Consider the following 25196-nt stretch of genomic DNA (forward strand, 5'->3'; position numbering starts at 1 on the left):
TCGCGGGCGGCGGCGGCCTCCTCGCGCAGCGCCTCGGCGGCGGCCTCGGCCCGCTGGGCGACGGCCCGGGCGGCGTCCTCGGCGTCGGCGCGGACGATCCGCCCGGCCTCCTCGGCCTCGGCGCGGTGCCGCTCGGCCCACTGGGCGGTGTCGGCACGCAGTGCCTCGGCGGCGGCGTCGGCCTCGGCGCGGACGGTGGCGGCCGCGGCGGCGGCCTGCTCGCGCAGCTCGGCGCCGTGCCGTTCGGCGGCGGCCCGGGCCTCCTCGGCGGCGGACTCGGCCGCGGCCAGCGTCTCGGCGCGGGCCCGCTCGGCGGCGGCGGTGATCTTCTCGCCCTCGGCGCGGGCCCGGGCGAGGGTCTGCTCGGCCCGGCCCTGGACGGCGGCGGCCTGCTCGCGGGCCTCGGTGCGCAGCCGCTCGACCTCCTCGCCGGCGCCGGAGCGCAGCGCGTCCGCGTCGGACTTGGCGGTGGTCAGCAGCTCCTCGGCCTGCTTCGCGGACTCCTCGACCTGCACGGCGGCCTGCCGGCGGGCCTCGGCCCGGACCCGCTCGGCCTCCGCCTCGGCGGCGGCGCGCTGCTCCTCGGCCTGCTCGCGGGCCAGGGCGGCCTCGGCCTGCATCCGCTCCAGCTGCTCGCGGATCGAGGCGGCGTCCTCCATGGCGGCGTTCTGCGCCTGCTCGACGGCCTCGCGGGCCTGCTCCAGCAGGGTGCCGGCCTCGGACTTGGCGTGCTCGACCAGCCGCTCGGCCTCGGCGGCGGCCTCGCCGCGGGTGGCCTCGGCGTCGGTGCCCGCCCGGGCGAGCACCTCCTCGGCCTGCTTGGCGGCGCGGGCCAGCCGCAGCGCCGCGTCCTTGGCGCCCTCGGCCCGGCCGGCGTCCTCCGCGTCGGTGCGGATCCGCGCGGCCTCGGCGGCGGCGGCCTCGCGCAGCGCGGCGGCCTCCGCCTCGGCGGCGGCCCGGCGCTCGGCGATCTCCGCCTCGGCCTCGGCGCGCAGCTCGGTGGCGACCGACTCGGCGGCGCCGCGCAGGCGCTCGCTCTCCTCGCGGGCGGCGGCCCGGGCGGCGTCCGCCTCGGCCTGCACGGTGGCGGCGGCGGAGCGGATCAGGTCGGCCTCGCGGGTCGCGGCGGCCACCATCTTGGCGATCTCGGCGCGGGCGGTGGCGGAGCGCTGCTCGCTGGCGGCGGCGCCGTCGGCGACCTTGCGCTCGGCCTCGCTGGTGGCCTCGGCCTGCAGGCGCTCGGCGGCGGCGGTGGCCTCCTCGCGCATCCGGGCGGCCTCGGCGCGGGCCCGCTCGGTCTCGGCCAGGGCCTCGGCGCGCAGCCGCTCTATCTCGGCCTGGGCGCCGGCCAGGGCGGCCTCGGCGCGCTCCTGGTCGGCGAGGGCCTGCTGCTTGAGGGTGGTGATCTGGGCCTCGGCGGCGGCGAGCTTCTGCTCGGCGGCGGCGTGCGCCTCGGCCAGCTGCTGCTGGGCGGCGCCGAGGGCGGCGGCGCGGTGCTCCTCGGCCTGGGCGCCGGTCTGCTGGGCCTGCTCGGAGGCGGCGCGCAGCAGGCGCTCGGCGTCGGTCTGGGCGCGCAGCAGGGCGGCCTCGGCCTGGGCCTGGGCCTCGCCGCGGGCGGCGTCCACGTCGGCGGCGGTCTGGGCGCGGGCCTGGTCGGCGAGGGCGGCGGCCTCGGCGCGGACGGCGGCCATCATCCGCTCGGCCTCGGCCCGGGCCTCCTGCAGCAGGCGCTGGGCCTCCTGCTCGGTGCCGGCGCGGGTCTGCTCCGCCCAGTTGACGTTCTCGTTGACGTGGCGTTCGGCGGCGGCCCGGAACTCGGCGAGCTCCTCCTCCAGCCGGCGGCGCCGGGCGTTGAACTCGGCCTCCAGTTGGGAGGTGCGCTCGGCGGCCTCGGCCATCATCCGCTGGGTGGCGGCCTGGGACTCGCGCACGGCGCGCTCGGCGTCCGCGCGCAGCGCCTCGGCCTGCATCTCGGCGTTGCGCAGGACCTGCTCGGCCTGGCCGGAGACGGAGTCGAAGGCGCGCGGCTGAGCGAGCTGCCGGCGGGCCTCGTGCAGCTTGGCCCGGAGCACCTCCACCTGGTAGGCGAGGTCGTCGGCGTGCTCGATGGTCTTGTCCCGCTCCTTGCGGGCCTTCTCCAGCTCGGCCTCGAACTTGGAGAGGTGATCCTCAGCCTCGTAGCGGTCGTAGCCCCGCACTCCGCGGTCCATCCATCTCCTGGTCGCGTCCTCGACCGGGCCGCTCCGCCCAGTGCTCCACGGGCGGACCGGTTGGTCCTTGCAATCGCTCCACCGTCCGGGTGGACTCCTGAGCGAAATGTTGCCTCTGGAGAATGGTGACAGATCCGAACGGCGACCGTCCGGCCGTGCCCGCGTCGTGGACTCCCCTGTGGTGCGCGGAACGGTGGTACCGGCGCACCTGGGCATTGTAGTGGGAGCCGCTCGCGGGGGAATGGGGGTGAGGTGCTTTTCGGAAGTTACCGACCGGTTCGTTACCGGCCGGTCCGCTTCCGTGCAGGCTCCGTACCCGAATCGGTCAGTGTTCGGACGGATTCGCGCTGGTGACCAGTTCGGTCAGCACGCCGCCGCAGTCCTTGGGGTGCAGGAAGGTGATCCGGGAGCCCATCGAACCGCGCCGCGGCTCGTCGTACAGCACCCGCACGCCCTTGCCCGCGATCGCGGCGGCGTCCCCGTCCACGTCGGCGGTGCCGAAGGCGACGTGGTGCACGCCCTCGCCGTTCTTGGCCAGCCACTTGGCCACCGTCGAGTCCTCCCGGGTCGGCTCCAGCAGCTGCAGGTAGGAGGCGCCGCCGTCCCCGGTGTCGTTGATCTTCAGCATGGCCTCGCGGACGCCCTGCTCCTCGTTGACCTCGGTGTGGAACACCTCGAAGCCGTACGTCGCGCGGTAGAACTCGACGGTCCGGTCCAGGTCGAAGCAGGCGATGCCGATGTGGTCGATGCGGGTCAGCACGGGTGTCCTCCGGAAGGGGCGGGACGGCGAGGGATGGCACCCAGTGCAGCGCATCCCGGCGGCCGGGCGCCAGCAGCCCGTCCTGCGAGTCTGCTCACACGTTCCCCGACCCGTTCCGGCACGGTGTTCACTGGTGAGTGCCAGTAGCGCTGATCACACCGTTGCGGCGGTGACGCAGAGGTGACCGGTCAGTACATTGACGGCATCCCCGTACCCTCTGGTCCGACGCGCGAAGGGGCTCGTCCATGACTACTTCTGTGATCGTCGCAGGTGCCCGCACCCCGATGGGGCGGCTGCTCGGCTCGCTCAAGGGATTCTCCGGCGCCGAGCTCGGCGGCTTCGCGATCGAGGCGGCGCTGCAGCGGGCCGGCATCACCGGCGACCAGGTCCAGTACGTGATCATGGGCCAGGTGCTGCAGGCCGGCGCGGGCCAGATCCCGGCCCGGCAGGCGGCGGTCAAGGCCGGCATCCCGCTGAACGTCCCGGCGCTGACCGTCAACAAGGTCTGCCTCTCCGGGCTGGACGCGATCGCGCTGGCCGACCAGCTGATCCGGGCCGGCGAGTTCGACATCGTGGTGGCCGGCGGCCAGGAGTCCATGACCAACGCCCCGCACCTGCTGCCCAAGTCCCGCGAAGGCTTCAAGTACGGCGCGATCGGGATGCTCGACTCGATGGCCCACGACGGCCTGACCGACGCCTACGAGAACATCCCGATGGGCGAGTCCACCGAGAAGCACAACACCCGGCTCGGCATCACCCGCGAGGTGCAGGACGCCATCGCCGCCGCCTCCCACCAGCGCGCCGCCAAGGCCCAGGCCGACGGCGTGTTCGAGGCCGAGATCGTGCCGGTGCCGATCCCGCAGCGCAAGGGCGACCCGGTGCTGTTCGGCCAGGACGAGGGCATCCGCGCCGACACCACCGTCGAGGGCCTGGCCAAGCTGCGCCCCGCCTTCAGCAAGGACGGCACCATCACGGCCGGCACCTCCTCGCAGATCTCCGACGGCGCCGCCGCCGTCGTGGTGATGAGCAGGGCCAAGGCCGAGGAGCTGGGCCTGAGCTGGATCGCCGAGATCGGCGCGCACGGCAACGTCGCGGGCCCGGACAACTCGCTGCAGTCGCAGCCGTCCAACGCGATCAAGCACGCCCTCGCCAAGGAGGGGCTGGAGGTCGGCGACCTCGACCTGATCGAGATCAACGAGGCGTTCGCCGCCGTCGCCCACCAGTCGATGAAGGACCTCGGCGTGGACGACTCGATCGTCAACGTCAACGGCGGCGCGATCGCGCTCGGCCACCCGATCGGCATGTCCGGCGCCCGCGTCGTGCTGCACCTGGCGCTGGAGCTGCAGCGCCGCGGCGGCGGGGTCGGCGCGGCCGCGCTGTGCGGCGGCGGCGGCCAGGGCGACGCGCTGATCGTCAAGGTCCCCGCGCAGGGCTGACCGAACGTCCGAGGACCCCGCAGCGCCGTCGCGTACGGTGCTGCGGGGCGTCCGTCTTTTCCGCTGGCTGCGAGGAGCGATTTCGATGGCCGATGTGGCGACGCTGGTCGAACAGGCCCGGCAGGGCCGTCCCCGGGCGGTGGCCCGGCTGATCACGCTGGTGGAGAACGCCGCGCCCGAACTGCGCGAGGTGATGGCGGCGCTCGCCCCGCACAGCGGGCGGGCCTACACGGTGGGCCTGACCGGCTCGCCCGGGGTGGGCAAGTCCACCTCCACCTCGGCGCTGGTCAGCGCCTACCGGCGGCTCGGCAAGCGGGTCGGGGTGCTCGCCGTCGACCCGTCCTCGCCGTTCTCCGGCGGCGCGCTGCTCGGCGACCGGGTGCGGATGCAGGAGCACGCCACCGACCCGGAGGTGTTCATCCGCTCGATGGCCACCCGCGGCCACCTCGGCGGCCTGGCCTGGGCCGCCCCGCAGGCGCTGCGGGTGCTGGACGGGGCCGGCTGCGACGTGATCCTGGTGGAGACCGTCGGCGTCGGGCAGTCCGAGGTGGAGGTCGCCGCGCAGGCCGACACCGCGGTGGTGCTGCTGGCCCCCGGCATGGGCGACGGCATCCAGGCCGCCAAGGCGGGCATCCTGGAGATCGGCGACGTGTTCGTGGTCAACAAGGCCGACCGGGACGGCGCGGACGCCACCGCCCGCGAGCTCAACCACATGCTCGGCCTGGGGGAGTCCCGGCAGGCCGGCGACTGGCGGCCGCCGATCGTCAAGACCGTGGCGGCCCGCGGTGAGGGCGTGGACGAACTCGTCGAGGCGCTGGAGAAGCACCGCGGCTGGCTGGCCGAGACCGGCGAGCTGGACGCCCGCCGCCGCCGCCGGGCGGCCCAGGAGGTCGAGGCGATCACGCTGGCCGCGCTGCGCGCCCGGATCGGCGACCTGCGCGGCGACCGGCACCTGGACGCGCTGGCCGGGCGGGTCGCGGCGGGCGAGCTCGACCCGTACGCGGCGGCGGACCGGCTGGTGGCCGAACTGACCTCCTGAGGCCCTCCGCCAGCCTCGGCGAGGCCCTCTGTCAGCCCCGGCGAGGCCCTCCGTCAGCCCCGGCCGCGGAGCCCGCGCAGGTGCTCGGCGATCGGGGCCAGGGCGGCGTACAGCGCGTCCAGCTGTTCGTCGGTGAGCCGGTCGATGAAGTGCTCGCGGACGCTGCGGACGTGGTCCGGGGCGACCTTCCGCAGGGTCTCCCAGCCGTGCTCGGTGAGGTGCGCGTACAGGCCGCGGCGGTCTCCCGGGCACTCCTGGCGCAGCACCAGGCCGGCCGCCTCCATCCTGGTGATCTGGTGCGAGAGCCGGCTCTTGGACTGCAGGGTGGCGGTGGCCAGGTCGGTCATCCGCATCCGGCGCTCGGGGGACTCGGAGAGCACGACCAGGATCTCGTAGTCGTTGATGGCGAGGTTGTGGGCGTGCAGCTCCCGGCTCAGCTGGTGGTCGAGGAGCTTGCCGACCTCCAGGTGGGCGCGCCAGAAGCGCTGCTCGCGGGCGTCCAGCCACGGGGTGCCCGCCTCCGCCTCCCGGGCGGGGGGGACCTCGGGCACTTCGGTCACGGAGTTGTCCATGGAGCCGAGTATAGCCGAAGTTGTTCAATATTGTACGAATTCACAACCGGCGTTCCGGATCCGCTTCCGGTCCCGCCGCAACTGCTCCGTCCCCGCACAACCGCCTTCCCGGGCGGGGCAGTTGAACCGCGCACGTTCAATCCGTGGGCCGGAGTCAAACGGTGACACAGAGTTGGGCATAATCGCGCCCATGACGACGCGGAGCGCGCACTTCCATTCGATAGCCGACGGTATATACGCGTGGCAGCCGCAGCAACGCGGTTGGGGACTGGCCAACTGCGGCCTGGTCACCGCCGGGGGCGCCGCCCTGTGGATCGACACCCCCTACGACCGCACCCTGGCCGGCGAGTTCCTGCAGCGCACCCGCGCCGTCCTGCCCCCCGGCACCGAGGTCGAGCGGATCGTCGTCACCCACGCCAACGGCGACCACATGTGGGGCGCCGGCGTCCTCCCCGACGCCGAGGTGATCACCACCCGCGAGGCGCTGCACCACATCGCCTACGAGCCCACCCCCGAACAGCAGCACGCCCTGCTGCAGACCTTCGACAAGGACGGCGACACCGGCGCCTACCTGCAGGAGCACTTCGGCTGCTTCAACTGGGCCGACACCCCGCCGGTCGTCCCCGACACCGTCTTCACCGGCGAACTCGAACTGCGCGTCGGCGACATCCCGGTGCAGATCAGCAGCCTCCCGCCGGCCCACACCAGCGGCGACCTGATCGTCCACCTGCCCACCCGCTCCACCGTCTTCACCGGAGACGTCGTCTTCGGCACCACCGCCGAACGGCCCGGCGACCACCCCGTGCACTGGGCCGGCCCGCTCGGCAACGTCATCGACGCCGTCGAGCGGCTGCTCGACACCGGCGCCGAGACCGTCGTCCCCGGCCACGGCCCGCTGCTCACCCGCGCCGACCTGCGCTCCCACGCCGGCTACCTGCGCTACGTCCGCGACCGCGCGCACGCCCTGCACGCCGCCGGCGTCCCGGCCGCCGAGGCCGCCCGGACCGTCATCGGCGAGGCCCGCTACCCCGAACTCGGCCTCCCCGAGCGGCTGCTGGTCACCATCGGCACCGAGTACCGGCACCTCGACGGCACCGAGCCGCCCGCCATGCTGGAGGTCGTCGGCCGGATGGCCCACCTGGCCCGGCAGCGCACCGCCTGAGCCCGCACCACCGACGGCTCACGCCCCCGCACCCGTCCCCGCAGCGACGACTCCCCCCGAGGACCCCATGGTCGAGATCGTGCTCGCCCTGCTGGCCGGCGCCGCCCTGACCGCAGGACCCCTCCTGTGGTCCGTCCGGCGCGCGGTCCGCACCGCCCGCGCCGCCACCCAGCGCGCCGCCGAGACCGACAACCGCGCCCAGGGCGCCGAGGTCCGCGCCCGGGCCGCCGAGAACCGCGCCCGCACGGGCGAGGAGCGCGCCCGGGCCGCCGAGGCCCGCGCCCACGCGGCCGAGGCCCGGCACACCCTCGCCGAGGCCCGGCTCACCGCCGCCGCGCGCGAGTTCACCCACCTCGCGCACGAACGGCTGCCCGCCGCCGCCACCGCGCTCACCCACCCCCGCACCCCCGTCCCCGGACCGCTCGACACCGCCGGCGGCAGCGAGGAACTGCAGCGCGCCCTGGACGCCGTGCTCACCGCCGCCGTCCGCGCCGCGCTCGCCGAACGCGAACGCACCGACGCCGCCGCCCGGGCCGCCCTGCGCGGCGCCGCCTCCAAGATCCAGGCCCTGCTGATCCAGGTCCGCTCGCTGCTGGAGGAGGTGCAGCTCTCCGTCGACGACCCCCGGCTGCTCGCCCTCGACTTCCGCAACGAACTCACCCTGCGCCGGGTGCAGTCCCTCGCCGTGCTCTCCGGCGCCTGGCCCGGCATGACCCGGGAGGACTCCCCGCTCGCCGAACTCTGCGTCGGCGCCCAGTCCCGGGTGGCCGGCTACGCCCGCATCGAGATCACCAACCACCTGCGCGAACCCCGGCTCGCGGTGGCCGCCCGGGCCGCCGAACCCGTCGCCATCGCGCTCGCCGAGATCCTCGGCAACGCCACCGCCTACTCCCACCCCGAGACCCGGGTCGTGGTCGCCATCGAACAGGGCAGCTCCGGCGCCCTGGTGGTGGTCGACGACATGGGCGTCGGCATGGAGCCCGACCAGCTCGAACGGGCCGGCGACCTGCTCGACGGCCAGGCCGAGGTGCTGCTCACCGAACTCGGCGACCCGCCGCAGGCCGGCTTCGCGGTGATCGGCCTGCTCTGCCGACAGTTCGGCTTCGGCTGCCGGGTCGAACCCTCCCCGTACGGGGGCGTCCGGGCCATCCTGCGGCTGCCCGCCGAGCTGCTCACCCTGACCGACCCGGCCAACCCGCTCTCCGCCCTCGCCCCGCGCCCGATCACCCAGAGCGCACCGGTGTTCGACGCCGGCGACGCCCTCCCCACCCGCAAGCGCCGCACCCCCCGCGTCCCGCAGCAGGACGCCCCGTCCCCCCGCACCCCGCAGCAGGACGCACCGACCCCCCTCCCCGCCCCGGCGAGCACCGCCCCGGCGGGCACCACCCCCGACCGGGCCCGCAGCGCGTGGGCGGCACTCCAGTCCGGCACCGCCGCCGGACGCAGTGCCGTCGACCGCCCCGCGCGCCCCCAGGGGCCCGCCGCACCCGAAGGAGTAGAAACCCCGTGACCGCCCCGCTCCGCCGCCACACCGAGGACCTCTCCTGGGTCCTCACCCCGCTGCTCGACCTCCCCGGCGTGCAGAACGCCGTCATCGCCACCGGCGACGGACTGGTCACCGGCCACTCCGCCGACCTCGGCCGGGACGGCGCCGACCGGGTCGCCGCGATGACCGCCTCGCTGCACGCCGCCGCCCGCGCCTTCACCACCGCCTTCACCGGCGCCGAGAAGGTCGCGCTCAACCAGACCGTGGTCGAGTCCGAGCACGGCTACGCCGTGGTCACCCCGGCCGGCGAGAACTCCTCGCTGGCCGTCTTCGCCCTCCCCGGCGCCGACCTGGGCACCATCGCCTACCAGATGCAGGTCCAGGTGGCCGCGCTCGCCCGGGCCCTGGCCAGCCCCGCCCGGGAAGCGAGCCACACATGACGACACCGCGCCGCCGGCTGGTGCCCGCCTACCTCGCCACCCACGGCCGCACCGCCGCCGCCGGCACCCACGGCCTGGACCGGCTCAGCGTGCTGCACGCCGCCGCCGACCTCCCGGCCGGACTCGGCGGCGAACACCGCCAGTTATGGGAGCTGGTCCGCCCCGGCGCGCTGACCCTCGCCGAGGCCGCCGCCCACCTCCGGCTGCCGGTCAGCGCCACCGTCTTCGTCGCCGCCGACCTGGCCGAGCGCGGCGCGCTCTCGGTCCGCGCGCCGATCCCCTCCGCCCAGCCGGTCAACCGGGACCTCGCCGAAAGGCTCCTCAGTGGACTTCGCGCCCTCAAGTAGCAGTGCCGTCCTGACCGGCGACGCCCCGTCAGGAACCCCGGCCTACCTGCCCCCCACCGACCCGGTCCTGATGAAACTCATGGTCAGCGGGCCGTTCGGGGTCGGCAAGACCACCTTCGTGCGCACCCTGTCGGAGATCCCGACCCTGCACACCGAGGAGACCATGACCGCGGCGAGCGTCCCGGTCGACGACGTCAGCCGCACCCCCGGCAAGACCGCCACCACCGTCGCCGTCGACTTCGGCCGGATCACCCTCGCCGACGGCGACTTCGTCCTCTACCTGTTCGGCACGCCCGGCCAGCGCCGCTTCCTCCCGCTCTGGGAGGACCTCGCCCGCGGCGCCCTCGGCGCGCTCGTCCTGGTCGACACCCGCCGGCTCGCCGACGCCTTCGACGCCATGGACCTGATCGAGGAGGCCGGACTGCCCTACGCCGTCGCCGTCAACCGCTTCCCCGACACCCCGCCGATCGCCCTCGACGCCGTCCGCGCCGCCCTCGACCTCGACCCGGCCACCCCGCTGGTCGAGTGCGACGCCCGCGAACGCGCGGGCTGCGTCGACGCCCTGATCGCCCTCACCGAACACGTCCTGGACCGGCTGCCCCCGGAGAGCGCCCCGTGACCGTCCGCACCGCCCTCTACGGGCCGCAGTTCGCCGCCGACCCGCACGCCCACTACGCCCGGCTGCGCGACCGCGGACCGCTCGCCCCGGTCGAACTCGCCCCCGGCGTCGACGCCTGGCTGGTCACCGACTACCACGTCGCCCTGGAAGTCCTCCGCGACACCGACACCTGGACCCGCGACCCGCGCCGCTGGCAGGCCACCCAGCCCGCCGACTCCCCGCTGCTGCCGCTGTTCGGCTGGCGCCCCACCGCGCTGTTCTCCGACGGCCCCGCGCACGCCCGCTACCGCCAGGTCATCACCGACAGCGTCGGCATCCTCGAACCGCACCTGCTGCAGCGCGACACCACCGCCGTCGCCGAACAGCTCATCGCCGAGTTCGCCGGCGCCGGCGAGGCCGACCTGCTCGCCCAGTACGCCTACCGGCTGCCGCTGCTCATCCTCACCTCCTGGTACGGCGTCCCCGAACCGGACATCGACCGGATCAGCACCGCGATGAACCGCGCCTTCGAGACCTCCTCCGGCGCCGCCGCCGCGTACGCCGACCTGGTCGCCGTCATCACCGAACAGGTCGCCGAACGCCGCACCGCCCCCCGGCACGACCTGATCTCCGCGTTCCTCGGCCACCCCGCGCGGCTCGCCGACGACGAGGTCGTCCGGCACATCACCCTCACCCTGATGGCCGGCCACGAACCCACCGCCAACCTGATCGCCGGCTCGCTGCTGCGGATGCTCTCCGACGACCGCTACGCCGGCTCGCTGCACAGCGGCGCGATGACCGCCCACGACGCGGTCAACGAGGTGCTCTGGAACGACCCCCCGCTGTCCAACTTCTCCCCGCACTACCCCCGGCACGAGGTCGTCTTCCACGGCACCGCGCTCACCCCCGAGCAGCCCGTCCTGGTCTCCTACGCCTCCGCCAACGCCCAGGCCGCGCTCACCCCCGCCGAGAGCGAGTCCCTCGGCGGCTCCTACGCCCACCTCGCCTGGGGGGCCGGCCCGCACCGCTGCCCGGCCCGCCAGCCCGCCGTCCTGATGGCCGTCACCGCCATCGAGTACCTGATCAGCCGCCTCACCGACCTCCGCCTGGCCGTCCCCACCGCGGACGTCCTGTGGCGCCCGGGCCCGATCCACCGCGCCCTGACCGCCCTCCCGGTCGAGTTCACCCCCGTCTAGGAAGCGCGGAGGGCGCAACCAGGGGCGCGGGGAGACCTGCTGCACGTGGTTCCCCGCGCCCCTGGAGGTGCGCTCCCCGGTCCGCTTACAGCCCGAAGCGGCGTCCGAGGTCGCCCAGGCTGCCCAGCCCCGGGGCGCCGCCGTGCTGCTGCTGGTGCGGGACGTTCGCGCCCGGGACGCCGGCCTCGGCCGCGACGACGCCGACGGAGCGTTCGGCCAGCAGCTTCTCGGAGGACTGCATCAGCACCTGGCCGGCCCCGATGAACTCGAACTGGTGCTCCTCGCCGCTCGCGCCGCCGATCCCGGTCAGGTGCCGGAGGCCGCCGATGACGCCGTGCAGGTAGCCGTGGTCGTAGTGGTGGCAGGGCGCGGGGCAGTCCGCCCAGCCGACCAGGGCCTGCGGGTCGACCCGGATCGGCGGTTCGACGAAGTGCACCGGCCCGTTGGAGGCGGCGACGAACTTGCCGGTGCCGATCAGGGTCAGGAAGCCCGGGATGATCGACTGCTTGAGCCGCAGCGAGGGTTCGAAGGCCAGCAGGTTCCCCGAGCGCACCGTCAGGTTGCCGTCCTGGAGGTCGTACGAGTTGAGGTCGTACGCCCGGTCGGCCAGCAGCAGCTTGCCGCGCCCCTCGGCGACCACCCAGTCGGCGGCGTGCAGCGGGGAGTTGAAGTTCTGCTCCAGCACCCGGTCGAGCACGCCGCGGCCGATCCCGGAGAAGCGCATCTCGCCGTAGTAGGCGATCATCTTGCCCTTCTGCAGGTAGTACGCGCCGTTCAGGTCGACCGAGAAGCAGTACGGGTTGACGTTGTCGTCGGCCGGCAGGGTGGAGACGTCCCAGATCCGCGGGCCGTCGCCGCCGGGCGGCTGGAACACCGGCGCGCCGAACTGCCCGGCGGGGGGCGCCTGGTAGGGCGGCGGAGGGGGGACGTGCATCCCGGCCTGGGTGGCCTGGTGGGACTGCTCGTACTGCTGCTGGGAGTACCCGGGCGGGGGACCCTGCGGCGGGTACGGCGGGGGCTGCTGGCCGTACGGCTGCTGGCCGTAGGGGTTCTGCGGGGGGTAGGACATCAGAGCTTCACCTCGCTGGCCTGGACGTACACCGTGCCCTGCCCGGACAGTTCGAGCTGGAACGCCTCCCCGGAGCCGCGGCCGACCATGTCGCGCCAGCCGAGGGCGGTGGAGAGCTTGTTGGTGACCTCGCCCCGGTGGGCGACGTACGCCTGCGGGTCGACGTGGACAGGCTGGCCGGGGAAGATCGGCAGTTCGATCACGCCGCCGTGGGCCATCACGGCGACCGCGCCCTTGCCGGTGAGCTTGGTGGTGAACAGGCCCTGGCCGGTGACCTGGCCGCGGACCACGCCCATCAGGCCGCCCTGCTGGCCCATGAACATGGTGGACTGCTGGAGGCTGCCCTCGAAGGCGAGCAGCCGGTCGGCCTCCACGTAGAGGGTGTCGCCGACCAGGTCGACCACGTGCACGTGGTGGCCGCCGTGGCCGAACATCACGGTGCCGTGGCCCTCGACGGTCATCAGCGGGGTGTCCTCGTTGGCGACCCGGCGGCCGATCATCGACATCACGCCGCCCTGGCCGCCCATCAGGTTGGGCTGGAAGCTGACCTCGCCGGTGTAGCCGAGCATCGCGCCGCGCTGGGAGAGGATCCGCTGCCCGGGCACCACCTGGGCGGAGACCATCTTTCCGTTGATCCGGGTGAACGCCATCAGACCTCGCCCCCCAGCGTGACGCGCTCGGAGGGCTGGACGTAGACCAGGCCCTCGCCGGTGAACTCGACCTGCATGGCCTCGCCGCCGCCCTCGCCGATCAGCGTGGACCAGCCCGCGCCGGACTTGAGCGCCCGGTGCAGGTTGCCGGTGTGCGCGATGTACGCGCCGGGGTCGACCCGCAGCGGCAGCCCCTGGGCGACCCGGAGGATCACCGCCGGGCCGTTGGAGGTGACCGCCGCCCAGCCCTGGCCCTCGACCTTGGTGGTGAACAGGCCGTTGCCGCTCGCCATCCCGTTCAGGCCGGTGAAGGAGGTGCCGGTGCGCAGCGACGCCTCGGTGCAGAGCAGGTTGTCGGATTCGACGAACAGCGTCTCGCCGTTCAGTCGGACGAGGTTGATCTCGGTGGCCTTGTCGGCGAAGTAGCAGGTGCCCTGCCCCTTCACCTCCATGACCTCCATGCGCTCGCCGGTGAGCCGGCGGGTGACCATGCCGCGCAGGCCGTCGCCGCCGCCGGTGAGCTTCTTGAAGCCCACCTGCCCGGTGTAGGCGACCATCGAGCCGTTGCGTGCCTTGACGGTGTCCCCGGCGAGATCGACGGCGAGGACTCTGGACCCCTGGAGTCGGAACTGTGCCACGTCCGGAATGTAGCGGCCCCCTCCCCGGGAGGGGAGGGGGCCGGGGCGGGCTGGTACCGGTTCGGTACGAAACCCGTACATCGGACATACCGTCAGTCGGGCATAACGGGACATCCCGCCCGATCGTGGACGGAGTGATCGTGGACGGAGCGTCAGGCCGGCTGCGGCAGCGCCCCCGCCGAGGCCTCCACCTCAAGGAACGAGGCCGAGTGCCGCTCGGCCTCGAACGCGGCGCGGCCGCCGCGCAGGCCGAACAGCCGCTTGGAGAGCATGATCCAGAGCACCGCGGCGACGTTCAGCAGCAGCGTGCAGATCTTCAGCGCGCTGACGTGCTCGGTGAGCTCGTAGCCCTCCAGCGGCAGGAAAGCGGCGGTGGCGACCACGGTCAGGTACTCGGCCCAGCGGTGGCCCCACCACAGGCCGAACGCCTCGACGATCTCGATCAGCGCGTACGCCAGCAGCGCGACCGCCACGTAGACCAGGGTGGAGTGCTTGTAGTCGAAGGTCTTGCGGACGGTGTCGACGATCGGCGAGTGCTCCAGGTCGAAGTGGAAGTGGTCGGTGACCGGCTTGAAGACGGTCAGGTTCTCGTCGAAGATCCGGCGCACCGCGTCCTTGCTGTTGGAGAACTTCCACACGCCCCAGGCGACGATCACGATCAGCAGGCCGCGCAGCAGCCGCTCGACGGCCAGGAAGCGCAGGATGAACAGGTCGCGCAGGGCCTTGCCGCGGGGCACCAGCGGCGCGTCCTGGGCCGGGCCGGAGCCGTGCGGCTCGCCGAGCGCGAAGTCGCCGCAGCGCAGGCAGCGCCAGACGGTGCCGACCGCGGTGGCGGCGTGCAGGCGGCCGCGCAGGTCGGGTTCGTCGGGCGCGTAGGTGATGTGGCCGCGCTTGGCGCAGGTGTGGCGGTCCCAGTCCCTCTTCAGCATGCGGTGTTCCCCCCGTGGGTCGCGCGCCCCGGCCTTCGGAGCGCGCAGCACAGCAGGATAGGGGGTCCCCGGTCGGCGCCGGTGTCGGGTCGGTGATAATGGTCCCGGCTTGTGCATCCCTTCACAAGCGAAGCCGTCCGCCGTGCCCCGTGAGGAATCCCCGTGAAGAGCGTCGCCGCCGTCCACCGCCTGCGCCTGGTCTCCGGCCCCGAGGGGCTGTCCTTCATCCTGCTGCTGATCTGCTCGGTGCTGAAGCGCACCACCAGCTTCAACGGCGTGCCGGTGATGGGCACGGTGCACGGCGTGCTGTTCGTCCTCTACCTGGTGTTCCTGGTGCAGGCGTACCAGGCCCGCCGCTGGGAGCCGAAGCGCGGCCTGGTGCTGTTCGTGCTGTCGGTGCTGCCGACCGGCGGCTTCTTCGCCGAGCGGATGCTCGCCAAGGAGGAGCGCGGCGAGCTGGACGCCCCGGTGCCGGCGGCCACCGCCTGACCCGTCCGGAACGTGGTGCGCGGCGGCCGGGCCTCTTCGTGGGAGGCCCGGCCGCCGCGGGCTTTCTCGGCTACCCGGTGGGCGTCAGCTGACGTTCACCCCGGTCCACGCCGCCGCGACCGCGTTGTACTCGGTCGAGCCGGAGCCGTACAGGTCCTTCGCCGCGTTCAGGGTCGCCGTGCGGGCGGCCTTGTAGTTGGTGGTGGAGGTCATGTAGACGGTCAGCGCCCGGTACCAGACCTGGGCGGCCTTGGCCCGGCCGATGCCGGTCACGGCCGCGCCGTTGTAGGTGGGCGAGTTGTAGCTGACGCCGTTGACGGTCTTGGCGCCGCTGCCCTCGGCCAGCAGGTAGAAGAAGTGGTTGGCGACGCCCGAGGAGTAGTGGACGTCCTTGTTGCCGACCGTGGAGGACCAGTAGTCGGCGGACGCGCCGTCCTTGGACGGCTTGTCCATGTAGCGCAGCGGCGTGCCGTTGCCGTTGATGTTGATCAGCTCGCCGATCAGGTAGTCCGGGTTGTCCTTCGGCAGGTTGGCGTAGAACTCGACCAGGGTGCCGAAGATGTCGGAGGTGGCCTCGTTCAGGCCGCCGGACTCGCCCGAGTAGTTCAGGCCCGCGGTGTTGGAGGTCACGCCGTGGCTCATCTCGTGGCCGGAGACGTCGAGCTCGGTCAGCGGGTGGGTGTTGGAGGCGCCGTCGCCGTAGGTCATGCAGAAGCAGCTGTCGTCCCAGAACGCGTTGACGTAGTTGCTGCCGTAGTGCACCCGGCTGTACGCGCCGACGCCGTCGCCGCGGATGCCGCTGCGGCCGAAGGTGTTCTTGTAGAAGTCCCAGGTGACGGCCGCGCCGTACTGGGCGTCGACGGCCGCCGACTCGCCGTTGGAGGCGGCGCCGCTGCCCCAGGAGTTGGTGGTCTTGGAGTAGAGGGTGCCCTTGCCGGAGGTCTTGTTGGCCAGCGTGGTGGTGTACTGGCCGCCGCGGGTGGCGTCCTTCAACTGGTAGGCGGTGCCGGTGTAGTTGGTGGTCAGCGAGACGCTGCCGACGAACACGCCGTTGCCGGTGCCGGTCGCGTTGGAGGTCTGCACCTGCTCGTGGACGGAGAGCACCGCGCCGCTGTCCGCGTCGGTGACCAGCAGCTGCCGGCTCGGGGTGCCGTCCGCCCGGACGCCCTCCACGGTGGTCCGGTAGGCCAGCCGCGGGGCGCCGTCGGCGGCCCAGATCACCAGCTGGGCGCTGCCGCTGGTGCCGGAGACCGAGGTGAGGGCGGCCTCGTCGGCGTCCTTCGCGACGCCGACGGTGGCCTGCACCGCGCCGGTCGCCTTCGCGGCGGCCTGGCCGGCCGTCAGCTTCGGGCTCAGCGAGGCGGGGGCCAGGCTGCCGGACACGGCCTTGTCGGTGGACTTCACCTTGCCGTTGGCGGCCTGGTGCACGACCAGGTCGCCGCCGAGCACCGGCAGTCCGTCGTAGGTGCGCTCGTACCGGAAGTGGCGGGTGCCGTCGGCGTCGACGACGGCGTCCTTGACGACCAGCTTCTCCTGGGCGCCCAGGCCCAGCGCCTTGGCGGCGGCGGGTGCCTGGGTGGCGGCCAGGGCCAGCTGGTCGGCCCGGCCGAGGGAGGCCGGGCCGGGGGCGGCGTACGCCGTTCCGGCGCTCACCTGGATCGCGCCGGCCAGCAGGGCCGAGGCAGAGAGGACGGCGCCGACTGCGAGCTTTCGCTTCACGTACGGGTTCCTTCCGGATCAACCGCGTGTGCGCGGTCGCACCTCGCTCCGGGGCACCGGGGTCAGTGCCTGCTGGGGCGGAACGGGTGCTGACGTGCAGCTCCGTGCGGTCAGGCGACAGCGGCCGGCGGGGTGGTCCGGCGGTGTCGAACGGGGCTGGCCAGAAGCATGACGAGGCGGCGGCGGCCGGGAAAAGCGGTTCGGCAACTATTGGCAAACTCTCGCCAGCGGCCCCCTCGGGGGCGGTCCGGGAAATCGGAGGTTTCGCCGCGAACCATGCCGCGCGGTCTGCGGGTAGGCCCAACTCCGGTGAAATCACTGAATATTGCCGGAATATGCACGGTAAAGGGCCGGTTGTCGGGCCTGCTCGTCTGTTTGGCGTGATCCCGCCAAGGGGGGCGGGTTGTTCACCATCGTGGACACCTGCTACCCCCGCCCGTGCCCGCGGGTACGGTGGTGGCGTGCCCAAGCCCCTCGCCCTCGACTTCGACCCGATCGCCCGCGCCGACGAACTCTGGACCCAGCGCTGGGGCAAGGTGCCGTCGATGGCGGCGATCACCTCGGTGATGCGCGCCCACCAGATCCTGCTCGCCCGGGTCGACGCGGTGGTCAAGCCCCACGGCCTCACCTTCGCCCGCTACGAGGCCCTGGTGCTGCTCACCTTCAGCCGCTCCGGCGAACTCCCGCTCTCCAAGATCGGCGAGCGCCTGATGGTCCACCCCACCAGCGTCACCAACACCGTCGACCGCCTGGAACGGGCCGGCCTGGTCACCCGCCGCCCCAACCCGCTCGACGGCCGCGGCGTGCTGGCCGCCATCACCGACCGCGGCCGCCAGGCCGTCGAGCGGGCCACCCGCGACCTGGTCGCCGTCGAGTTCGGCCTGGACGGCTACGACGCCGACGCCTGCGCCGAGGTCTTCGACCTGCTGCGCCCGCTGCGGATCGCGGCCGGCGACTTCGAGGCCCCCGCCGAGGAGGGGCCCGGCCCGGACGGCGCGTAGGGGCGGTTACCCTCGTCCGTATGAAGCAGAGTGTGCTGACCCGCTACCGCGCCATGGCCTACCTCACCGGTGTGCTCCTGATCCTGCTCACCCTCGGGGTGATCGCCAAGTACGTCTTCGACGTCTCGGGCGCATCGGGCTTCACCAGCGCGGTCGGCATCGCGCACGGCTGGCTGTACGTGGTCTACCTGGCGTTCGCCTTCGACCTGGGCACCAAGGCCAAGTGGCCGATGGGCAAGCTCGCCTGGACCCTGCTGGCCGGCACCATCCCCACCGCCGTGTTCTTCGTCGAGCGCCGGGTCAGCCGCGAGGTCGCGCCGCTGATCACCGCGCCGGAGCCGGTCGCCGCCTGACCGCGCCCGCACCCGCACCCGCACCAGCGCTCTGCCGGGGCGCCCCCCGCACGTCCGGGGGGGCGCCCTTCGCGCGTCCGGGGCCGACCGCCGCGCGTCCGGGGCCGACCGCCGCGCGTTCGGAGGGCGGCCGCCGCGCGTTCGGAGGGCGGACCGTCGACAGGTACTAGGACGTCCGAGTAAATTGGTAGGACATCCAAGTAGTTCTGCCGCGCCCACGAGGGGCGGCCGCACGGAGCGGGAGTCGGAGCCGATGGACGCCGAGCAGATCGAGGCCGGGCGGCAGCGCTGGCAGCAGCGGTACGACGGGGCGCGCAAGCGCGAGGCGGACTTCACCACCCTCAGCGGTGACACCGTCGAACCCGTCTACGGGCCCCCGCCCGGCCAGGACGTCGAGGGCTTCGAGCGGATCGGCTGGCCCGGCGAGTACCCCTACACCCGCGGCCTGCACCCCACCGGCTACCGCGGCCGGGCCTGGACCATCCGCCAGTTCGCCGGCTTCGGCAACGCCGAGCAGACCAACGAGCGCTACCGGATGATCCTGGAGGCGGGCGGCGGCGGCCTCTCGGTCGCCTTCGACATGCCGACCCTGATGGGCTACGACTCCGACGACGACCGCTCGCTCGGCGAGGTCGGCCACTGCGGCGTCGCGATCGACTCCGCCGCCGACATGGAGGTGCTGTTCCGCGGCATCCCGCTCGGCGAGGTCACCACCTCGATGACGATCAGCGGCCCGGCCGTCCCGGTCTTCTGCATGTACCTGGTGGCCGCCGAGCGCCAGGGCGTCGACCCGGCCGTCCTGAACGGCACCCTGCAGACCGACATCTTCAAGGAGTACATCGCGCAGAAGGAGTGGCTCTTCGCCCCCGAGCCGCACCTGCGCCTGATCGGCGACCTGATGGAGCACTGCGCCGCCGGCATCCCCGCCTACAAGCCGCTCTCGGTCTCCGGCTACCACATCCGGGAGGCCGGGGCCACGGCCGCCCAGGAGCTCGCCTACACCCTCGCCGACGGCCTGGCCTACGTCGAGCTCGGCCTCTCCCGCGGCCTGGACGTGGACGTGTTCGCCCCCGGCCTGTCCTTCTTCTTCGACGCCCACCTCGACTTCTTCGAGGAGATCGCCAAGTTCCGCGCCGCCCGCCGGATCTGGGCCCGCTGGATGCGCGACCACTTCGGCGCGAAGACCGAGAAGGCGCAGTGGCTGCGCTTCCACACCCAGACCGCGGGCGTCTCGCTGACCGCCCAGCAGCCGTACAACAACGTGGTCCGCACCGCCGTCGAGGCGCTCTCCGCCGTCCTCGGCGGCACCAACTCGCTGCACACCAACGCCCTGGACGAGACCCTCGCCCTCCCCAGCGAGCAGGCCGCCGAGATCGCCCTGCGCACCCAGCAGGTGATCATGGAGGAGACCGGCGTCACCAACGTCGCCGACCCGCTCGGCGGCTCCTGGTACGTCGAGGCGCTCACCGACCGGATCGAGGCCCAGGTCGAGGAGATCTTCCGGCGGATCCTGGACAAGGGCGACGCCGAGCACCCGATCGGCCCGATGACCGCCGGCATCCTGCGCGGCATCGAGGAGGGCTGGTTCACCGGCGAGATCGCCGAGGCCGCGTTCCGCTACCAGCAGGGCGTCGAGAAGGGCGACAAGCGGGTGGTCGGCGTCAACTGCCACCCCCGCAGCGTCACCCCCGAACTGGAGATCCTCCGGGTCAGCCACGAGGTCGAGCGCGAGCAGGTCCGCGCCCTGCGCGCGCGCAAGTCGCACCGCGACGAGGCCGCCGTCCGGGCCGGCCTCGACGCCATGCTCACCGCCGCCCGCGAGGGCACCAACATGATCGAGCCGATGCTGCGCGCCGTCCGGGCCGAGGCCACCCTCGGCGAGATCTGCCACGCCCTGCGCGAGGAGTGGGGCACCTACCGGGAGAACGCCGCCTTCTGACCCCGGCCCCCGGTCGAGAACGGTTCGAGTCCGGCGGACAGGCGCTCCTCCGTACACCGATACTCGAAGCGCGAGGAACGGGACGGGACGAAGGGACACGGACGAATGGGTGGGGGAGCGCTGCTCGCCGAGCGGTTCGAGACGCACCGGCCGAGGCTGCGGGCGGTGGCCTACCGGATGCTCGGGTCGTTCGGCGAGGCCGAGGACGCGGTGCAGGAGACCTGGCTGCGGCTGGACCGGCACGCCGAGGAGGTGGACAACCTCGGCGGCTGGCTCACCACCGTCGCCTCCCGGGTGTGCCTGAACGAGCTGCGCAGCCGGGAGCGGCGGCGCGAGGAGGAGCTGGACACCGCGGTGCCGGACCCGGTGCTGGCCGCGCCGGAGCGGGACGACCCGGAGGCGGCGGCGCTGCTCGGCGACCGGGTGGGGCTGGCGCTGCAGGTCGTGCTGGGCACGCTGGGCCCCTCCGAGCGGCTGGCGTTCGTGCTGCACGACCTGTTCGCGGTGCCGCTGGAGGACATCGCGCCGCTGCTGGACAAGTCCCCGGCGGCGGTGCGGCAGTCGGTCAGCCGGGCCCGCAAGCGGGTCAAGGAGCGGGCGCCGGAGCCGGACCGCGACCCGGCGGCGCAGCGGGCCGTGGTGGAGGCGTTCCTGGCGGCCTCCCGGGAGGGCGACTTCGAGGGCCTGGTGGCGGTGCTCGCCCCGGACGCGGTGCTGCGGGCGGACGGCGGGACGGCCATGGCGGCGCTCAGCAAGGTGATCCGCGGCGGCCCGGTGATCGCGTCGTCGGCGCAGGGCTTCCGGCACCTGGCGCCGTTCGCGCGCCTGGTGCTGGTCAACGGCACCTACGGCACGCTGACGGTGGTCGACGGCAAGCCGGTCTCGGTGATGTCGTTCACCGTGGTGGACGGCCGGGTCGCCCGGATCGACGTGCTGACCGACCCGGACCGGCTGGCCGTGCTGCCGCTGCCGGGCTGAGGGCGGCTCAGCGCAGCAGCCCCGGGAAGGGGCCCAGCAGCAGCGTGGTGAAGCGGCGGATCCAGTCCGCGGTGACGGGTTCGCCGCTCACCAGCAGCCGGTGCTCGACGGTGCCGGCGATGACGTCGAAGATGATCCCGACCTCCTCGTCGGCGGCGGCCCGGTCGCGGTCGGGGTCCATCTCGCCGCGGGCCTGGGCGTTGGCCCGGCCGAACTCGACCAGCACCTTCTGCGGCTCGACGATCCGCTCCCGGATCCGCCGGCGCAGCTGCGGGTCGCGGGAGCCCTCGGCGAACAGGGCGAGCAGCGCGGCCTGGGTCTCGGGGAGGGTGAGCAGTTCGGCGAAGCGGGCGACCACCGCCTCGATGTCTGCCTGCAGGCTGCCGCGGTCGGCGCACTCCAGCTGGTCGAAGAGGCTGGCGATGGCGTCGACGACGAGCTCGCTCTTGGAGGGCCAGCGCCGGTACAGCGTGGTCTTGGCGACGCCGGCCCGCTGGGCGACGTCGCCCATGGTCAGGCCGCCCCAGCCGAGGTCGGCGAGCGCCTCGCGGGTGGCGTCCAGGATCGCCTGGTCGGCGGCGGCGCTGCGGGGCCGTCCCTTGCCGCGGCCGACCGGGCCGACCGGGGCGGCTGCGGCTGCGGCTGCGGTCGGCTCCGGGACGGCCGCGGCCGCGGTGGTGGCCGCGACCGGCGGGTCCGGGTGCTCGGCGGGCTGCCGGGGGGTGGGGGCCACCTCGCCTCCAGACTGTTTACTCGGAAGTAACTTCGAGGTCCCACGGTAGCGACCGGGCGGCCCGCCCGACAGCCGCCCGGTGCCGGAAAGTGGGGCAGCTCACGCTCCCGGAGGGGGCGGGGGGCTTGCGGGGGGAGCCCGGGAGGCAGATACGCTACGACCAGTAGCGAAAGAACGACGACCAATCGCGCCCCGTCCTCTGGGATCGGACGGGCGCCCGACGCCGGTGGGGACCGGCGTCGAACGGTTCGAGGCAACGGGTGGGCCCCCGCCGGGGAGGCGGGCGGCTCGCTCCGGTTTTTCCGGGCGGATGGCGCCCGGCACCGGCTCCGGCGGGGGAGGATAGAGCCATGCAGTCACGGAATTCGCGTCTCAACAGCTCCGCCCTGCGCGGCGCGGTGGACCTCGCCGCGGTGAAGGCGGCCGGAGAGGCCGCCCAGAAGGCGGAGCAGACCCGGGCCGAGCGGGCCCGGCAGGCGGCGGCGGGCGAGGTCCCGGCGTTCGCGGACTACCCCCTGGTGCTGGACGTCACCGAGGAGACCTTCGAGGCCGAGGTGGTCCAGCGCTCGGCCGAGGTCCCGGTGGTGGTGGACTTCTGGGCCGAGTGGTGCGGCCCGTGCAAGCAGCTCAGTCCGGTGCTGGAGCGCCTCGCCGAGGAGTACGCGGGCCGGATCGTGCTCGCCAAGATCGACGTGGACGCCAACCAGCTGATCGCCCAGCAGTTCGGGATCCAGGGGATCCCGGCCGTGATGGCGGTGGTGGCGGGCCAGCTGGTGCCGCTGTTCCAGGGCGCCGAGAGCGAGGCGAACGTCCGCAAGGTCCTGGACCAGCTGATCGCGGTGGCCGAGCAGCGCTTCGGCATCGTCGGCGGCCAGGGCGGCGTCGGCGGCGGCGAGGGTGCGGCGGCCGAGCCGCGGGTGCCGGCCGACCCCGCGCTGGAGGCGGCGCACGACGCGCTGGACCGGGGCGACCTGGCCGGCGCGGTGCGGGCGTACCAGAACGTGCTGAGCGACCGGCCCGGGCACGTCGAGGCCAAGCTCGGCCTGGCCCAGGCCCAGCTGCTGCAGCGGGTGGAGCAGCTCGACCCGCAGCAGGTGCGCGTCGAGGCGGCGGCCGACCCCAAGGACGTGCCGGCCCAGCTGCGGGCGGCCGACCTGGACCTGGTCGGCGGGCACGTGGAGGACGCCTTCGGCCGCCTGGTCGACACCGTCGCCCGGACGTTCGGGGACGACCGGGACGCGGCCCGGCTGCGGTTGCTGGAGCTGTTCGAGGTGATCGGTCCGGAGGACCCGCGCACCGTGGCGGCCCGGCAGGCCCTGGCCCGGGTGCTGTTCTGAGGCACCCGGTGACACCTCGGGTGACCTGCGGTGTCGGCGGTGATTTGACGACTTTCGAGTGCCTTCGGGCTGCGTTTACCAAATCTTGACATCACCCCTCCGCTATCACCGAATGTGATGGCGGAGGGGTGTTTCGTTGGTGTTTCCGCGGGTGAAAATCGGGCGAACATGCGATTTTGGTCACTCTCCGTCGTGTCACCTTCGATTCCATGATCGCCTCGGATCGCTGTTGGATTACCCGTCAGTAACGGACCTCTTGTGCTCGGCCCTGGATTGGAGAACGATCGGCGACGCCCGGTCCCTCGGCGACGAGGGGTCCCCACCGGGTGAGGGCAGGGGGGTAACCGCAGATCCCACGCGGCGGTTCCTGGCCTCACGACGGCCGCGCGGCCCGCGCGGCCGCACGGTTGTCGCTCGGGGGTGATCGCCGCTGCCGTCCCCACGGCCGCGGGCGCTCTCCGCTACCGAGGACGTAGCTCTCTCCCATCCCGGGCCGGACCACGTGCGGGACGCACCGGACCGGCCGGAGATGTACGTCCTAGAAGGAGGACTCACATGTCCCAGACCTACGGCAAGACCCGCTGGAAGCGCTTCGCCCTGGTGATGGTGCCCAGCCTCGCGGCCACCGCCGCGATCGGCGTCTCGATGGCCAACTCCGTGTTGGCCGCCTCGTTCTCGATCTCCGGCCAGCAGTTCAAGGTCACCGTCGACGACCTGCGGGGCGACCGCTTCTCGCAGTTCGGCGCGGTCGACGCCGAGTCGAACAAGACCCCGCACCCGGTGGCCATCTCGGCCTTCGACACCGCCCACCTGAAGGGCCTGTGCCAGTCGGTGGTCACCGACCTCGGCCCGGTGCTCGGCAAGTGGACCCTGGTGCTCAAGGCCGGTGACAGCACCGACGAGGCCAAGCAGGTCTACGCGGAGAACCTGCTGATCGACCTGAACCAGCTGGACGCGGACGCCGAGTTCACGAACATCAACATCGGCCAGGACGCCAACACGCTGTCCGGCAGCGCCCTGGACGACCTGCGCAAGGCCGGCAAGCTGCCGAGCGGCGACCACGGCTTCTCGCAGACCGCCGAGAAGGCCCACCTGAGCAACGTCCAGCAGACCGCGTGGGCGACCTCGGCGGGCACCTTCAAGCTCCCCGGCCTGCACCTGAGCCTCAACCACCAGGAAAACGGCAAGACCTACGAGTGCTACTGATCCGCGCCTGAGGGCCCGCCCGCCGGGCCCGTGCGCGGACCGGTGGTCCGAGGGGGCGGCCGCCGCCCCCTCGGACCACGCCCCGGCACGCCGGGGGCCCTCCGTTCACCCTTCCCTCGGACCCACCATCGAGGAGTCGCACCATGTCCAGCGCAACCGTCGAGGCCGGGCCCGTGGGTCCGGCCGGTCTGGTCGGCCGCACCTGGCGGGGGTTCCGCGCCTGGCGGCGCACCCGTCCGTTCTGGGGCGGGGTGTTCGGACTCGCCGCCAGCGTCCCGATCCTGTACCTCCCGTACGGCAACGTCAGCCTGGCCGGTTTCACGATCGCGCTGTCCACCACCGCCGGGGCCGGGTCGCTGATCATCGGCCTGATGCTGATCGCGCTGGCCCTGACCGCCTGGTTCCAGCCGATGGTGCGGGTCTTCTGCGGAGTGGCGACCAGCGTCCTGGCCCTGGTCTCGCTCCCGCTCTCCAACTTCGGCGGCCTCGGCCTGGGCCTGCTGTTCGGCCTGCTCGGCGGCGGCCTGCTGGTCTCCTGGGCGCCGCTGCCGGCCCCCGCGGCGGCCGCCGGGAGCGAGGCCGACGGCGACCGCGAGGACGCGCCGACCGCCCAGCTGCCCGCGCAGAGCACCGCCGGACAGCCACTGGAGTACGGCGCCGCCCCGGCCACCGCCCCGGCCGACGCCCCGCAGGCCGGCGCCCCGCAGGCCCCCGCCGAGGAGGAGCAGCGGTGACCGACGCCGACCGCCCCGCCGTCCCCGGCCCCCGGCACGCGGTGCCCCGCGAGGGGGTGCGCGCGCGCCTGCGCGGGCGGGCCCTCGACGTCCCGGATCACCTTGGCCTGCAGGACGCCGGCGCTGACCCGGGAGTGGTAGCCGATGGAGAGCTGCTGCATCCGGTGGCACAGGG

24 protein-coding genes and 1 pseudogene are annotated in these 25196 nt (G+C 73.6%); 16 read left to right on the forward strand and 9 right to left on the reverse strand.

Going from position 1 to position 25196, the window contains the following annotated elements:
- Positions 1-2210 (reverse strand): annotated as a pseudogene (locus tag ACWEO5_RS29955) (hypothetical protein); the annotation flags it as partial.
- Positions 2211-2535: 325 nt separating this feature from the next.
- Entirely contained in the window at positions 2536-2970 is a 435-nt protein-coding gene (gene mce, locus ACWEO5_RS29960; RefSeq protein ID WP_344553069.1) for a methylmalonyl-CoA epimerase, read from the reverse strand.
- A 245-nt stretch (positions 2971-3215) separates the two neighbouring features.
- On the opposite strand from mce, the gene ACWEO5_RS29965 reads away from it, so the two are divergent.
- Entirely contained in the window at positions 3216-4406 is a 1191-nt protein-coding gene (locus tag ACWEO5_RS29965; protein WP_452165327.1) for an acetyl-CoA C-acetyltransferase, read from the forward strand.
- Positions 4407-4491: 85 nt separating this feature from the next.
- Positions 4492-5445 carry a methylmalonyl Co-A mutase-associated GTPase MeaB gene (gene meaB, locus ACWEO5_RS29970; RefSeq protein ID WP_452165328.1) on the forward strand — a complete coding sequence of 318 codons (954 nt, stop codon included), beginning with the start codon at positions 4492-4494 and terminating at the stop codon, positions 5443-5445.
- Positions 5446-5498: 53 nt separating this feature from the next.
- Here the strand turns inward: meaB and ACWEO5_RS29975 are convergent, their stop codons facing one another.
- The gene (locus tag ACWEO5_RS29975; protein WP_452165329.1) at positions 5499-6017 is read right to left on the reverse strand and encodes a MarR family winged helix-turn-helix transcriptional regulator; all 519 of its coding nucleotides are present in this window, start codon (positions 6015-6017) and stop codon (positions 5499-5501) included.
- A 190-nt stretch (positions 6018-6207) separates the two neighbouring features.
- Here ACWEO5_RS29975 and ACWEO5_RS29980 point away from each other — a divergent pair, with 190 nt between their 5' ends.
- From ACWEO5_RS29980 to ACWEO5_RS30005, 6 genes are all read left to right on the forward strand, one after another.
- Positions 6208-7179: an MBL fold metallo-hydrolase gene (locus tag ACWEO5_RS29980; RefSeq protein WP_344553064.1), complete on the forward strand. Its 972-nt coding sequence runs from the start codon at positions 6208-6210 to the stop codon at positions 7177-7179.
- Positions 7180-7246: 67 nt separating this feature from the next.
- A complete protein-coding gene (locus tag ACWEO5_RS29985; RefSeq protein WP_452165330.1) occupies positions 7247-8689 on the forward strand; it encodes an ATP-binding protein in 1443 nt (480 codons plus the stop codon).
- Complete coding sequence (locus ACWEO5_RS29990; protein WP_344553062.1) at positions 8686-9105, forward strand: roadblock/LC7 domain-containing protein; 420 nt, start codon at positions 8686-8688, stop codon at positions 9103-9105. The genes ACWEO5_RS29985 and ACWEO5_RS29990 overlap by 4 nt, the downstream gene beginning before the upstream one ends.
- Positions 9102-9452: a DUF742 domain-containing protein gene (locus ACWEO5_RS29995; protein WP_344553061.1), complete on the forward strand. Its 351-nt coding sequence runs from the start codon at positions 9102-9104 to the stop codon at positions 9450-9452. Before ACWEO5_RS29990 ends, ACWEO5_RS29995 begins: the two co-directional genes overlap by 4 nt.
- Positions 9453-9522: 70 nt before the next feature.
- Positions 9523-10071: a GTP-binding protein gene (locus ACWEO5_RS30000; protein ID WP_344553092.1), complete on the forward strand. Its 549-nt coding sequence runs from the start codon at positions 9523-9525 to the stop codon at positions 10069-10071.
- Positions 10068-11246, forward strand: a complete 1179-nt coding sequence (locus ACWEO5_RS30005; RefSeq protein ID WP_452165331.1) for a cytochrome P450 — start codon at positions 10068-10070, stop codon at positions 11244-11246. The genes ACWEO5_RS30000 and ACWEO5_RS30005 overlap by 4 nt, the downstream gene beginning before the upstream one ends.
- A gap of 85 nt (positions 11247-11331) precedes the next feature.
- Here the strand turns inward: ACWEO5_RS30005 and ACWEO5_RS30010 are convergent, their stop codons facing one another.
- From ACWEO5_RS30010 to ACWEO5_RS30025, 4 genes are all read right to left on the reverse strand, one after another.
- Positions 11332-12120 carry an AIM24 family protein gene (locus tag ACWEO5_RS30010; RefSeq protein WP_452165341.1) on the reverse strand — a complete coding sequence of 263 codons (789 nt, stop codon included), beginning with the start codon at positions 12118-12120 and terminating at the stop codon, positions 11332-11334.
- Between the two features lie 194 nt (positions 12121-12314).
- A complete protein-coding gene (locus tag ACWEO5_RS30015) occupies positions 12315-12965 on the reverse strand; it encodes an AIM24 family protein (protein ID WP_452165332.1) in 651 nt (216 codons plus the stop codon).
- On the reverse strand, positions 12965-13603 hold the full coding sequence (locus tag ACWEO5_RS30020) for an AIM24 family protein (RefSeq protein ID WP_452165333.1): 639 nt from the start codon (positions 13601-13603) through the stop codon (positions 12965-12967). Before ACWEO5_RS30020 ends, ACWEO5_RS30015 begins: the two co-directional genes overlap by 1 nt.
- A 152-nt stretch (positions 13604-13755) precedes the next feature.
- Entirely contained in the window at positions 13756-14529 is a 774-nt protein-coding gene (locus tag ACWEO5_RS30025) for a DUF2127 domain-containing protein (protein WP_452165342.1), read from the reverse strand.
- Positions 14530-14688: 159 nt separating this feature from the next.
- Between ACWEO5_RS30025 and ACWEO5_RS30030 the strand changes: the two genes are divergently transcribed.
- On the forward strand, positions 14689-15021 hold the full coding sequence (locus tag ACWEO5_RS30030) for a DUF3817 domain-containing protein (RefSeq protein ID WP_452165343.1): 333 nt from the start codon (positions 14689-14691) through the stop codon (positions 15019-15021).
- A gap of 84 nt (positions 15022-15105) precedes the next feature.
- Here the strand turns inward: ACWEO5_RS30030 and ACWEO5_RS30035 are convergent, their stop codons facing one another.
- Positions 15106-16740 (reverse strand): M4 family metallopeptidase, encoded by a 1635-nt coding sequence (locus ACWEO5_RS30035; RefSeq protein ID WP_452165334.1) that lies wholly within the window; start codon positions 16738-16740, stop codon positions 15106-15108.
- 461 nt (positions 16741-17201) lie between these two features.
- Between ACWEO5_RS30035 and ACWEO5_RS30040 the strand changes: the two genes are divergently transcribed.
- From ACWEO5_RS30040 to ACWEO5_RS30055, 4 genes are all read left to right on the forward strand, one after another.
- Positions 17202-17741, forward strand: a complete 540-nt coding sequence (locus ACWEO5_RS30040) for a MarR family winged helix-turn-helix transcriptional regulator (protein ID WP_344553055.1) — start codon at positions 17202-17204, stop codon at positions 17739-17741.
- 20 nt (positions 17742-17761) lie between these two features.
- Positions 17762-18094 (forward strand): DUF3817 domain-containing protein, encoded by a 333-nt coding sequence (locus tag ACWEO5_RS30045; RefSeq protein ID WP_344553054.1) that lies wholly within the window; start codon positions 17762-17764, stop codon positions 18092-18094.
- A gap of 253 nt (positions 18095-18347) precedes the next feature.
- Positions 18348-20033, forward strand: coding sequence for an acyl-CoA mutase large subunit family protein (locus tag ACWEO5_RS30050; RefSeq protein ID WP_452165335.1), 1686 nt, complete (start codon positions 18348-18350; stop codon positions 20031-20033).
- Between the two features lie 105 nt (positions 20034-20138).
- Entirely contained in the window at positions 20139-21011 is an 873-nt protein-coding gene (locus tag ACWEO5_RS30055) for a sigma-70 family RNA polymerase sigma factor (protein WP_452165336.1), read from the forward strand.
- A 7-nt stretch (positions 21012-21018) separates the two neighbouring features.
- Here ACWEO5_RS30055 and ACWEO5_RS30060 read toward each other — a convergent pair whose 3' ends face one another.
- Positions 21019-21744: a TetR/AcrR family transcriptional regulator gene (locus tag ACWEO5_RS30060; protein WP_452165337.1), complete on the reverse strand. Its 726-nt coding sequence runs from the start codon at positions 21742-21744 to the stop codon at positions 21019-21021.
- A 350-nt stretch (positions 21745-22094) separates the two neighbouring features.
- On the opposite strand from ACWEO5_RS30060, the gene trxA reads away from it, so the two are divergent.
- The 3 genes from trxA to ACWEO5_RS30075 all read left to right on the forward strand — a co-directional run bounded on the left by trxA (position 22095) and on the right by ACWEO5_RS30075 (position 25021).
- Positions 22095-23081: a thioredoxin gene (gene trxA / locus ACWEO5_RS30065; protein WP_452165338.1), complete on the forward strand. Its 987-nt coding sequence runs from the start codon at positions 22095-22097 to the stop codon at positions 23079-23081.
- Positions 23082-23636: 555 nt separating this feature from the next.
- A complete protein-coding gene (locus ACWEO5_RS30070; protein WP_452165339.1) occupies positions 23637-24287 on the forward strand; it encodes a DUF6230 family protein in 651 nt (216 codons plus the stop codon).
- Positions 24288-24430: 143 nt separating this feature from the next.
- A complete protein-coding gene (locus ACWEO5_RS30075; protein ID WP_452165340.1) occupies positions 24431-25021 on the forward strand; it encodes a DUF6114 domain-containing protein in 591 nt (196 codons plus the stop codon).
- Positions 25022-25196 lie beyond the last annotated feature (175 nt).

The sequence above is a fragment of the Kitasatospora sp. NPDC004272 genome (assembly GCF_053603035.1).